Here is an 11,831-nt window from a genome sequence, read left to right on the forward strand (position 1 = left end):
TAGGGAAACCTGTTGCGCATGGCAGGAGGGCGAACGCTTACTCCTACCCTTACCATGCGGGCTTGGTCACCTTCTACGACCGGTTACTGCTGCCGTAGGCTGCGTGTTTGCGATTGCCGTAGGTACTTCCCTTGCGTGCGGTTTTCTTCAGGTTCTTCAGCACGTCGCTTTCGCTTTGACCCTCAACTTGCGCGCGCAGCTTCACCACCTGGTCGCGCAAGCGAGCGGCTTCCTCGAAGTCCATGTTCGCCGACGCGGCGGCCATTTCGTCTTCCATGCTGGACACAATGCGTAGCACTTCCTCGCGCGACAGCTCAGCTAGCTGCTTGTTCACCTGCTCGGCACTGGCACCTTCCACATCCTCAGTCACAAACGCCATAATATCGCTGATGGCTTTGCGAATGGTTTGCGGCTCAATGCCGTGCTCGGTGTTATATGCCATTTGCAACTCGCGACGGCGGCGCGTTTCACTGATCGCACGATCCATGGAGTCGGTGGTTTTGTCGGCATACATGATCACCTGGCCGCTCACGTTACGCGCGGCGCGGCCGATAGTCTGAATAAGGCTGCGGTGGTTGCGCAGGAATCCCTCTTTGTCAGCGTCGAGAATAGCCACCAGCGACACCTCCGGCAGGTCAAGCCCCTCGCGCAGCAGATTAATGCCCACCAGCACGTCGAATTCGCCACGGCGAAGGTCGCGCAGGATCTCCACGCGCTCAAGCGTGCCTATGTCGGAATGCATGTAACGAGCCCGAACCCCCTGGTCAAGCAGGTGATCGGTTAAATCCTCAGCCATCTTTTTCGTCAGCGTGGTTATGAGCACGCGCTCATCGCGCGCGGCGCGCTCCTTCGCCTCGTCAATAATGTCGTCAATTTGGCTGGCAATCGGACGTACCACGATGTCGGGATCGAGCAGACCAGTGGGGCGAATAATCTGCTCCACCTGTTTCTGCGTTACCTTTTCCTCGTAGTCACCAGGCGTAGCCGACACATAAATAAACTGCGGCACGCGCCCTTCAAACTCATCAAAACGCAAGGGGCGGTTATCCAGACAGCTGGGCAAGCGGAAACCATGTTCGGCAAGCGTGATTTTGCGGCTGCGGTCGCCCTCGTGCATGCCGCGAATCTGCGGCACTGTCACGTGGCTCTCGTCGATGATGCACAGAAAATCGCTGGGGAAGTAGTCGATAAGCGTGTAGGGCGGCTCACCCGGCTCGCGCCCGTCAAGGTGACGCGAGTAATTCTCGATGCCGCTACAAAACCCCATCGTCTCGAGCATTTCGAGATCGTAGTTCGTGCGCATTTCCAAACGTTGGGCTTCAAGCAGCTTGCCTTCGTCGTTGAATTGCTGCAAACGGTCGCGCAGTTCCTCTTGAATGGTTGTAAGCGCATGCTCGATCTTCGGGCGCGCCGTCACGTAATGCGACGCAGGCCAGATGGGCAACGCCTCGAATTCGCCGATCACTTCGCCTGTGACCAGATCGACCTCGGCAATGCGCTCGATCTCGTCACCCCAAAACTCCACGCGCACCGGATTGTCGGCATACGGCGGAAACACGTCGAGCGCATCCCCTCGCACGCGGAACGTGCCACGCTTCAGCTCGTAGTCGTTGCGGTCGTATTGGATGTCGATAAGTTCGTAAATCACCTGGTCGCGATCAGCCTCGCGTTCCTTATCCAGAAACACCGCCATACCTGCATAGTCCATGGGGCTACCGATGCCGTAAATACAGCTCACCGACGCCACCACAATGCAGTCGCGACGCGACAACAGCGCACTCGTTGCCGCATGACGCAGCTTTTCCACCTCTTCGTTGATAGAGGCGTCCTTTTCAATGAAGGTATCGCTTGAGGGAACATAGGCTTCGGGCTGATAGTAATCGTAGTAGCTTACGAAGTATACGACGGAATTGTCGGGGAAAAATTCCTTTAGTTCGGCGGCCAACTGCGCGGCGAGCGTCTTGTTGGGAGCTAACACGAGCGTGGGCTTTTGCACCGCTTCAATGGTCTTGGCCATAGTGAAGGTCTTACCGGAACCGGTCACGCCAAGTAGCGTCTGATAACGTAGTCCCTCGCGCACACCACGAGCCAGCGCGTCGATTGCCTGAGACTGATCGCCTGCCGGCTCATAGGGCGACACCACCCGAAACGGCGTGTTCGCAAGCCGCACCTCGGGAAGCTTGCCCTCCATGAGCGTACCGTTGATGTTCGACAAATGAGCCATCGAGTTGTCCTTTCGTGTGAGAGCGCAGGACTTCGAGAAGTACCGTTTAAATCCGCCTTGATGCCTTACCAGCCGGGACAGTCTAGCACACCTGCCACGCACTGCCCCTTCCGAAGCAATGACAGCTCGGCTACAATAATTTGGTTTGAATAACGTTGGATAACGTTGCCGAAGGCCGTGGTATGGATGGGGTTGATATAACGTGAATTTCATCAGGAACAACGCAGGCGGCATTGGCATCTGTGCAATTATCGCCCTTCCCTGCTGGTTTTTGGGCCAGGCGTTCCCTATCGTTGGCGGGCCAGTGTTCGCCATACTGGCGGGCATGGCTATCGCACTTCTGTGGAAACCACGTGCTCGCGGCACTTTACAGAAAGGCATTGGATTCACAGCCAAGAAGGTACTGCAGTATGCCGTGATCCTGTTAGGGTTCGGGCTGAACCTTATCCAGATTGCCCAGGTAGGAGCCATGTCGCTGCCTATTATCTGCTCCACCATAGCCACCGCGCTCATCGTGGCGTTTTTGATGAGCAAGGCACTACACATGCCCGCAGGCATATCCACGCTTATCGGCGTGGGATCGTCCATTTGCGGCGGCAGCGCCATCGCGGCAACGGCTCCGGTTATCAACGCGAAGGACGAAGACGTCGCACAGGCGATTTCGGTTATCTTCTTGTTCAACGTGGTGGCTGCGCTCGTATTTCCCACGCTGGGAAACCTACTGGGCATGAGCAACGACGGCTTTGGCCTGTTCGCCGGAACCGCCGTGAACGACACCTCGTCAGTCACGGCCGCTGCGGCCGCTTGGGACGGCATGCACCCCGGATCAAACGCGCTTGACCATGCCACTATCGTAAAACTCACGCGAACCCTGGCCATCATTCCCATCACGCTGGTGCTGGCGCTTCTACAAGTACGTAAAGCAAAGCGAGCGGCTGAAGATGCTGGTAGTGCGGGCGTGAGCATGGTGGCATCTGACGCGAGCGCCAGCGAAGTGGCAGGCGACAGCAGCAACGCGGTTGCCAACGCCAACAACAGTGTGGCAACCACTGCAAGTGATAGCAGCGCAACACGCCAGACGGGCGGCAAGCAGCTGGGTAACTTCAGCTTGAAGCGCGCCTTCCCGATGTTTATCTTGTGGTTCGTGGTGGCAAGCATCATCACCACCATCGCCGTGGCGGCGGGCGCAGACGCTGCAGTGTTTGACCCCTTGAAAACTCTCTCGAAGTTCTTCATCTGCATGGCTATGGCGGCTATCGGGTTAAACACCGACATCGTGAAACTGGTGAAATCGGGCGGCAAGCCTATTCTCATGGGCTTTGTCTGTTGGATATGCATCGCCGCTGTAAGCCTGGGAATGCAGGCGCTGCTGGGACTGTGGTAGCCACTGCCCTACTTGGCGCATTGTGTCGGCAATGTCGAGACCGTCGCAATAGTGCCATTACGCTCAGCAGAGACGGCGAAAGGCTGGCGAATTCGAAGTGTTCTCTACGGTGACTGGTCTCTGTCTGCTAAGCTTGGCGTCGTTGGCATAGGCGCACATAGCCTCGACGAGGCGTTTGACAAGGCCGATCCGGCGTTCGCACGCACCGCTATGGATATCTTCGAGGTGTTTGGCTTTCACATGGTGCTGGCAACTCCCTTCAAGCTGATAACGGTGCTCAAGCCCTACGTTGGTGCTGTAGCGCATTTGGGCTAGCAGCCACTTCGGCAACAGGACCGATCACCTATAATAGAAGAAGCAGCACAGAAAGGATCGGCATGGCACACAATGTGGTAATCAGCGAAAACGGGGTGTATTGTAAAGACGGCGCTCGTTTGTCTGACCGCTCGGGACGCAAGATGCTCCCTATCGGCAACGACGACTTCATTACCGTTGCTCAAAACTCCATTTTTGTTGATAAAACAATGCTTATTGCCGACGTATTGAATTCTGGAAGCGTTGCCACGCTGTTCTGTCGACCTCGACGCTTTGGCAAATCCCTTAATCTCTCCATGCTCCAGCGGTTCTTCGAGATCCCCTCGCCAGATGACCCAGCCGCCATAGACACGTCTTCTCTTTTTGAAGGACTTGCCATTTGGAGCGCCGAGGATGGCCGCTATCGTGCGCACCATGCGTCCTACCCGGTCATTCGCTTTTCATTCAATGACGTAAAAGCTCTTACCTGGCGCGATGCCTTTCGTGCAATTCGCAGCAAAATGGCTTCCGAATATCGTCGTCATTACTACTTAGCTGATAGCCCAAACCTGTCAGATGCAGAAAAAGCCCAGGTAGAACAAGTATCTTACGACCAATTTAACGACCTTCCCCTCGGTAGATCTCTCATGGTGCTTTCCGATTTACTCTTTAAGCATCATGGGAAGCGATGCGTTATTCTTATTGATGAATACGACGCCCCCGTTATGGCGGGGCACACCAACGGATACTATCGCGAAGCTGTGAGCTTTATCAAAGGATGGCTGACCGGTGCCCTCAAAGGCAACTCATCCCTTGCTTTTGCCGTGCTCACTGGTGTACAACGCATCTCCAAAGAGTCGATTTTCTCGGATCTGAACAACTTAACCGTAAACACGGCTCTCAATGTAGCCTCCGACGAACGCTACGGATTCACCCAAGACGAGGTGCGAGCGCTTGCCTGCTACTTGGCAAGCGAAGATGATTTGCAAGAAGTGCGCTATTGGTACGACGGCTATCGCTTCGGAAATATAGACGCCTACAACCCGTGGAGTGTGCTTAATTATTTCCAAAACCATGGCGTCCCCGATGTGTACTGGGGTAACACATCAAGCAATTCAGTACTCGGCGAGTTAATAGCATCAACCGAAGAAGCCACACAAGAACAACTGTATACACTCATGGAACCAAACGGCGTGGTGGAAGAGACTCTCGATCTTTCCGTCACCTTCCCCGATGAGCCGGGTGTTGATACCCACGCACTTTGGAGCATGCTTTACCTGGCAGGCTATCTCACCACCGACGACACTGAGTTACCAAACAGTCGCCGCCGCGTGCGCCCCTTACGTATTCCTAACCAGGAAATTCGCGAACTCTACCGCACCGAAATCGTCGACCGCTTTACCCGCGCTATGGGGAGTTCGGGACGCTTACTGCGTCTTCACCAGGCTTTTATCGAAGGGAATGTCGAAGTTGTGAAAGCAGAGCTTGAGAAGGTACTGCTCGATTCCGCTTCGTCGTTCGATCTCGTTCGCGAGAATAGCTATCACATGCTCGTATTGGGACTCATGTTCGGCATGCGAGAATACGAAGATCCGCGTTCGAACCGTGAAGCCGGATACGGCCGCTATGATGTGCGCGTTAAGCCCTGTGACCCCAACCGCGACCCTCTTCTTATCATCGAACTCAAGTGCGCCGCAGGAGTTGCATCCGATACGGAATCCCTCAAGATTCTTGCAGCCCAAGCCTTACAGCAAACCGATGCTTCGCGCTATGAGTCGGGTGTAACTATTGGTAAGGCTGGAATCCGCCGCTGGGGCCTCGCTTTTTCTGGTAAACATATTGCCGTGGATACAAGAACGTCCTTGTAATAGCGGCATCTCTTTCCCGCTTGGAAGGCGGCATGTACGAGACGGCTCCCTGGACGGCTCCCTGTTCTGAGTCTGTCCTACACCTGTTCGGCACCCGTTCTGCACTTGTTTTCTGCACACACCCTACGCCTGCCCGTGTTGCGAACTTATGGCAGTCTCGTAGCGGCTTGAGCATCGCCTCAGCATGTACAGGGCGAATAGGTTAGCATGGCAATCGTCGCTTGCGCGCTTGCAGAATGCGCAAGGCTACGACACGATGGTGGTTCCCACGAAACTCGGGCGGCAGCCAAACGGCAGCCACCGCGCGAGATTCGCTTGCCGCCGTGAAGCCAACTACTCACCTTCCGCCCCAACGCGGACGAAAGGAGTTTCTCCCATGGCCTTGAGCAAAGCGGCGCTTGCTGCTGTGCGCGCTATCACCCGCATGCGCCCCGACATCGCCTCTACCTACGACGACCAACGAAAACTGGAAGATGCAACCGCACGTCTGACCGTCGCCAGCCCGCACTGCCGCATCGACGATGCCACAGCCACCGCACCCGACGGCTACAGGATTGCGTTGCGCGTATTCACACCACTCGATATTGATTTCTCGCTAAAACGCGGACTGCACGTTAACGAAGATTACCGGGGCACCATCCTGCTTTTTCACGGAGGCGGCTGGGCTAACGGAGATGTGAGCTTCTACACCGATTGCTGCATGAGAACCGCGCTTAAGCTGGAACGTAGGGTAGTGGCTGTCGACTACCGCCGCAGCCCCGAGTACCGCTTCCCCACCGCGCTGGAAGACTGCTATGCAGCCACACGTCAGCTGTTTGCAGGCCAAATCTTAAGCGACATCAACCCAGAACACATCGTGTTGTTGGGCGACTCAGCCGGCGGCAACCTAGCGGCCGGCGTGTCGCTTTTGGCGCGCGAACGAGGCGATTTCCGCCCACGCACGCAGGTTTTGCTGTACCCGCTTACCTACAACGATCACAGCGAAACCACCATTTTCGATTCCGTGCGCGACAACGGCGACGACTTCCTGCTCACCCGCCGAAACATTGTCGATTACGTTGACATGTACCTGCGCGACGAGGCCGACTACACCGACCCGCACTTCGCTCCGCTGCTTGCCCCAAGCCTTGCGGATATGCCCCGCACCCTGCTTATTAGCGCCGAGTACGACCCGCTGCGCGATGAAGGCGAAACGTTTGCGGCCCGCTTAGAAGCGGACGGAAGCCCCGTGGAGTGCTACCGACTGCTTGATGCCGTGCACGGTTACTTCCTTTACCCTTCAGTGCTCTCGCTCGTGCGCGACACCTACCGCCTTATCGCGAACTTCCTGGACAACGCCCCTCTTCCTGAAACGGAGAAGGACTCATGGCTGCACTTACTTGGTACCGTTTAGATAATGTGGGAAAATACTACTCAGCACAGGCGGGCAGCCCGAACCAGGCAGTGTTTCGGCTGACCGCAATTATGACCGACGAAGTTGACCCGGCCTGCTTGCAGCGTGCCCTTGACACGACGATCGCTCTGTTTCCCGGCTTCAACGTGTGTTTGCGCGACGGCGCATTCTGGCACTATCTGGTACCGGCCTCTACCGTTCCGCGCGTACAAGCCGACGATTTGCCAATCTGCCACAGTTTGCATGTCGGACCTCAGTCGGTGCTTTTCCGCGTGAGTTACCATGCTCAGCGTTTCAACGTAGAAGTGTCGCACATGATATCAGACGGACGCGGGAGTCTGGAGTTTTTAAAAGCACTCATTTCCAGCTACGTAGCCGAGCGCTACGGCGTACAAAGTGCGCCACCTGCCTACCACGGCACCGAAGAAACCAAAACCGAAGACAGCTTTGCGGTTAACTACGAGCGGCACCTTGCTGGTGCAACCCCGCGGCCGCGCGGGTTTCGTCTTCGCAAGCGCAAGAGCATAAAACATACCGATTACCTGGAGCTTCACTATTCGGCAGGCGCCGTGTATGCAGCAGCGAAAGCGGCGAAGGTTACCGTTACCTCCTACCTTATTGCAGCTATCATCTGCGCCGTGCGCACGAGCATGCCTACCGCAAAGCGCAACCGCGCCATCCGCATAGACGTACCTGTTGACTTACGACCGCTTTTCGAATCCACCACCTTGCGCAACTTCTTCGGACTGGCATGCATCGCCTACACACCGGGCGCCACCGACGAGCCGCTTGCCGCTGTAGCCGCGCATGTGCAACGTCAGCTGATCGCAGAAACCCAGCCCGACGCCTTGAAGCGCCGCATGATGCATATGATTAGGCTCGAGCGCAACCCCTTTGTGAGCTTTGTGCCCCTGCCGCTTAAAGATGTGGCTCTCGGCGTGGCCGCACGCAAAGCCGCTCTTGATGTCACCTGTACCGTATCGAGCCTCGGACGCATGAGTGTAGACCCCGCCGTCGCGCCCTACCTACACGGTATCACCCTACTGTCCTCACCCACCAACGCCAACTTCGTCCTGTGTACCTACGACGACGATCTGTCCATCGGGATTTCCAGCCGTCTTGCCGACGACCAGGTGATTCGCAACCTGAAAAGCATTCTTTCTGACGAAGGTCTTCATGGACAAACACAAGACCCAAAGGGTCGCTAGAAAACCTGATAACGAGAAGCCTATTGTCACACTCGCAGTACCGTTGATCACGAGGACAGACTTGCGTTTGTCCTGGAACTAGCGCAGCGCGGTTAGGTCTTTCGATGAAACAGTGCCATAATGACCGAGTTAGATTACAGCGAAGCGAGGTGATACCGATGATCGAAGATGTCATGCTGCTATTCCACGGCAGCTACTTAGTCGTGAGGGAGCCGCGAATAGTGTCGGGAACCTACGCGAAGGACTTTGGTGAGGGCTTCTACCTTACGCTTCTGCAGGAGCAGGCAGAACGATGGGCACTGAGGAAGTTTCGCAATCTTCGGCGCACAAATCCTGAGGCGCGGCCCATCGTCACTGTCTACCGCTTCGATAAGAGTCTCGCGCTGAAGGCGTGTTCATCGTTGCTCTTCCCGCAGATGAGTGACGAGTGGCTCGATTTTATCGCCTCGTGCAGGGGTGGCGTTCCCCATTCCTACGCCTACGTCGAGGGACCCATGGCCGATGACAAGGTCTACAACTTTGTCGAATCTTTCCTCGCAGGGTCCATCGATCGCGATGAGTTCTGGCAAAAGGCACGGTTCAGTTATCCCACCCATCAGGTGATGCTCGCAGAAAAGGCCCTTTCTTTTCTCCATTATATTGAGGCTTATGACGTTGAGGAGCGACGATGATTGCTTATCCTGTTCTCACTCGCTCGGCTGTCGTCAAGAGGTTCGAGTTCGACGACGTGCGATACACCGTTGCCCTGCTCCTTGCCATGGCACGAAGTATGGGTGCCACCTTAGGGGAGCTCGTTGTCCTTCTCTGCCTAGAGAGTGACGATATTGCCGACCTGATTGACGACGCCCCCTGCAACCACGCCCTCCCGTTCGAGGCCGCTGTCGGCGAAATGTTACTGCGCTTCGGTGCGTGTGCCGACGAGGCCCCGATTCCTCCCTACGGCTCCGTCGAGAGCGAGGCAGAGATTCCCTCCCTTTTGGTGGAGCTCGTGGCGTTTAACAGCGGGCAGGACGAGTCCGAAGCCCTCTATGGACTCATGCGCGACGGCACACTCGATTGGCTGGGAAGCGACGATTTCAGGAGCCTACCTGTCCCTCTCAACCAAATTACCGCCGAGCGAATTGCTTCCGTCGCCACGACGACCTCTTTGTGACAATAGGGTCAGGGCATTCTGTCACGTTTTGAAACAAAACAGAATGACCTGACCCTATTGTCACATGACAGACTAAGCACCTTACTTAAAATGACAATCAATCCTCGTAAACTCACTCCTGTATTTTCCCAGAAATCGTTCGATATTTTCCCAAGATTGCTCCTGTTTTTTCCCAGAAAAGCACTAAAATACAGGAAGTCTAACTATCTCACACAAAAGGGCAGAATACATGGAAAACAGCGCTTATATCCCACGGCTTGTTGACTCGCTCGTACAAAAGCACTTGGAGGCATTTGGTGCTGTTGAGATTACGGGAACCATGTGGTGCGGGAAAACATGGACGTCGCAGCAACATGCAAAAAGCTCTATCAGGCTCGACGTGAGGGCAAACAGAGAGCTAGCGGAACTATCTCCTGAGACAGCACTCAGCGGCGAGCATCCCCACTTGATTGACGAATGGCAAGAGGTTCCGACCCTGTGGGATGTGGTGCGCCATGCGGTTGACGATGCCGCCGGGCAGCGCGGGCTGTATCTTCTCACAGGATCTTCCCGCCCTGCAAAAAAACAGGTCCACCATTCCGGATCTGGACGAATCTCCCGGTTGCGCATGTGGCCAATGACACTTGCAGAGACAGGCGTCTCTGCAAAGTCCGTTTCTCTTAAAAGTCTTTTCGAGGGTTCTTTTGCGACTACACCCACCGAAACAAGCCTCGCTTCTCTAGCAGATCAAATTGTACGCGGCGGATGGCCCGATGCGATTAATGTGAGCGCGGACGCTGCCAAGCTTATTCCCAATCAGTACGTTGACACGCTGCTGTCCGCCCAGGACAACAATGCACCGGAGGGAGAGCGAGACCAACGACGATTCCTGCAATCTCTGGCGCGGAACCTGGGCTCATCCGTGAAAATCGATACGCTTGTGACGGACATGGGCTACGAAGTTGAGAAAGCAGTAACCGAAACAGGAAGGAAGCGCGTACGAGACTTGCTCTTGTTCTTTACGGGGAAATTCGTCATCGATGCTGTAAGCGGGTGGGATGCACCTATTCGCTCGCCGCAAAGGCTAAGAACAAAGCCACGATACAACTTCGCCGACCCGTCGCTTCCGGCAGCGTTGCTCGGCGTGGATCAGAATGGTCTCATGGGCAACACGCAGCTTTTCGGCCAGCTGTTCGAGCAGCTATGCTTGCGTGACCTCAACGTTTACTCTTCGGTTCTTCCAGCAGCCGGGCCTTCGCCGCTTTTCTACTATCGGGATGCCGATGGACTCGAAGTAGACGCCATCATAGAGCTGCGCGACGGCCGATGGGGTGCCATTGAGACCAAACTCAGCGGCACGAAGGTCGCCCAAGCCGAGGAAAGCCTCTTGCGTCTCAAAAAGAAGATCACCGCAAACCCAGCAGCCCGCAACAAAGAGCCAAGCTTCATGATGGTGTTGGTGGGCCTTTCTGACTATGCCTACCAGACGAAAAACGGTATCTATGTTGTGCCGCTTACAGCGCTGACAGCGTAGAGATTCCGGCCTTTCTGAATCTGGTGTTGTTTTGCCAATTTCTGCCTCCATTTTAGGTCTAGCAACACAACTCTCGTGGAGAGTAGTGTTGCTCACATCCCCTGAACTGGGGTATTGCGATTTCATGCGGCCACTTTCATGATTGTGTCAAGCTTCCGATTGCATCTATTAACAACGATTTCCGATAGCGCAGATCCGATAGCGTATCGGAAGCGAATATACGAGAGGTGTAAGGTGCTAGCACCACCCCACACCCCCCCTTGCGGCATCTGCGTCATCAAAGGATTGGAGAACTCCTATGAACGGGATTCCACCTCGCGATGGACACCCTTGCATTTGGCTATGCACTTCCCGCTATCGGGCGTGCTAGGGACTTTCACCCATGAGAAACGCGCGCATGCTCGGCGCACCAAGGAGATAGCTGGGCGCGCCTGAGGCGGGTCCAGCTATCGGCGGGGAACAGTCCCCCGCCATTTTCTTTCCTCTGAGAAACGGCCTTTCTGAATCTGGTGTTGTTTTGCCAATTTCTGCCTCCATTTTAGATCTAGCAACACAACTCTCGTGGAGAGTAGTGTTGCTCACATCCCCTGAACTGGGGTATTGCGATTTCATGCGGCCACTTTCATGATTGTGTCAAGCTTCCGATTGCATCTATTAACAACGATTTCCGATAGCGCAGATCCGATAGCGTATCGGAAGCGAATATACGAGAGGTGTAAGGTGCTAGCACCACCCCACACCCCCCCCCTTGCGGCATCTGCGTCATCAAAGGATTGGAGAACTCCTATGAACGA

Annotated in this window: 9 protein-coding genes; 8 read left to right on the top strand and 1 reads right to left on the bottom strand. The window is 55.4% G+C overall.

Annotation, left to right across the window (positions count from 1 at the left end; genetic code table 11):
* Positions 1-73: 73 nt before the first annotated feature.
* Positions 74-2,224 carry an excinuclease ABC subunit UvrB gene (uvrB, locus tag G7Y44_RS07775; RefSeq protein ID WP_165248850.1) on the bottom strand — a complete coding sequence of 717 codons (2,151 nt, stop codon included), beginning with the start codon at positions 2,222-2,224 and terminating at the stop codon, positions 74-76.
* A 202-nt stretch (positions 2,225-2,426) separates the two neighbouring features.
* Here uvrB and G7Y44_RS07780 point away from each other — a divergent pair, with 202 nt between their 5' ends.
* The 8 genes from G7Y44_RS07780 (at position 2,427) to G7Y44_RS07815 (ending at position 11,037) form a co-directional block, all read left to right on the top strand.
* Positions 2,427-3,608, top strand: coding sequence for a YeiH family protein (locus tag G7Y44_RS07780; RefSeq protein ID WP_165248852.1), 1,182 nt, complete (start codon positions 2,427-2,429; stop codon positions 3,606-3,608).
* A 51-nt stretch (positions 3,609-3,659) separates the two neighbouring features.
* On the top strand, positions 3,660-3,923 hold the full coding sequence (locus G7Y44_RS07785; RefSeq protein WP_165248854.1) for a hypothetical protein: 264 nt from the start codon (positions 3,660-3,662) through the stop codon (positions 3,921-3,923).
* A 62-nt stretch (positions 3,924-3,985) separates the two neighbouring features.
* Positions 3,986-5,770 (top strand): AAA family ATPase, encoded by a 1,785-nt coding sequence (locus tag G7Y44_RS07790; RefSeq protein ID WP_165248856.1) that lies wholly within the window; start codon positions 3,986-3,988, stop codon positions 5,768-5,770.
* 376 nt (positions 5,771-6,146) lie between these two features.
* Positions 6,147-7,163 carry an alpha/beta hydrolase gene (locus tag G7Y44_RS07795; RefSeq protein WP_165248858.1) on the top strand — a complete coding sequence of 339 codons (1,017 nt, stop codon included), beginning with the start codon at positions 6,147-6,149 and terminating at the stop codon, positions 7,161-7,163.
* Positions 7,136-8,371, top strand: a complete 1,236-nt coding sequence (locus G7Y44_RS07800) for a phthiocerol/phthiodiolone dimycocerosyl transferase family protein (protein ID WP_165248860.1) — start codon at positions 7,136-7,138, stop codon at positions 8,369-8,371. The genes G7Y44_RS07795 and G7Y44_RS07800 overlap by 28 nt, the downstream gene beginning before the upstream one ends.
* Before the next feature lie 158 nt (positions 8,372-8,529).
* Complete coding sequence (locus G7Y44_RS07805) at positions 8,530-9,042, top strand: DUF3990 domain-containing protein (RefSeq protein WP_165248862.1); 513 nt, start codon at positions 8,530-8,532, stop codon at positions 9,040-9,042.
* Positions 9,039-9,524: a hypothetical protein gene (locus G7Y44_RS07810; protein ID WP_165248864.1), complete on the top strand. Its 486-nt coding sequence runs from the start codon at positions 9,039-9,041 to the stop codon at positions 9,522-9,524. Before G7Y44_RS07805 ends, G7Y44_RS07810 begins: the two co-directional genes overlap by 4 nt.
* Positions 9,525-9,753: 229 nt before the next feature.
* Positions 9,754-11,037 (top strand): ATP-binding protein, encoded by a 1,284-nt coding sequence (locus G7Y44_RS07815; protein ID WP_165248866.1) that lies wholly within the window; start codon positions 9,754-9,756, stop codon positions 11,035-11,037.
* Positions 11,038-11,831: the final 794 nt, after the last annotated feature.

The sequence above is a fragment of the Adlercreutzia sp. ZJ141 genome, from assembly GCF_011038965.1.
In the GTDB taxonomy this organism is placed as follows: domain Bacteria; phylum Actinomycetota; class Coriobacteriia; order Coriobacteriales; family Eggerthellaceae; genus ZJ141.

Excerpts from the sequence above, each read along its gene's own strand:
- uvrB (WP_165248850.1), bottom strand. The coding sequence starts at position 2,224 with ATGGCTCATTTGTCGAACATCAACGGTACGCTCATGGAGGGCAAGCTT.
- G7Y44_RS07790 (WP_165248856.1), top strand. The coding sequence starts at position 3,986 with ATGGCACACAATGTGGTAATCAGCGAAAACGGGGTGTATTGTAAAGAC.
- G7Y44_RS07795 (WP_165248858.1), top strand. The coding sequence starts at position 6,147 with ATGGCCTTGAGCAAAGCGGCGCTTGCTGCTGTGCGCGCTATCACCCGC.
- G7Y44_RS07800 (WP_165248860.1), top strand. The coding sequence starts at position 7,136 with ATGGCTGCACTTACTTGGTACCGTTTAGATAATGTGGGAAAATACTAC.
- G7Y44_RS07805 (WP_165248862.1), top strand. The coding sequence starts at position 8,530 with ATGATCGAAGATGTCATGCTGCTATTCCACGGCAGCTACTTAGTCGTG.
- G7Y44_RS07810 (WP_165248864.1), top strand. The coding sequence starts at position 9,039 with ATGATTGCTTATCCTGTTCTCACTCGCTCGGCTGTCGTCAAGAGGTTC.
- G7Y44_RS07815 (WP_165248866.1), top strand. The coding sequence starts at position 9,754 with ATGGAAAACAGCGCTTATATCCCACGGCTTGTTGACTCGCTCGTACAA.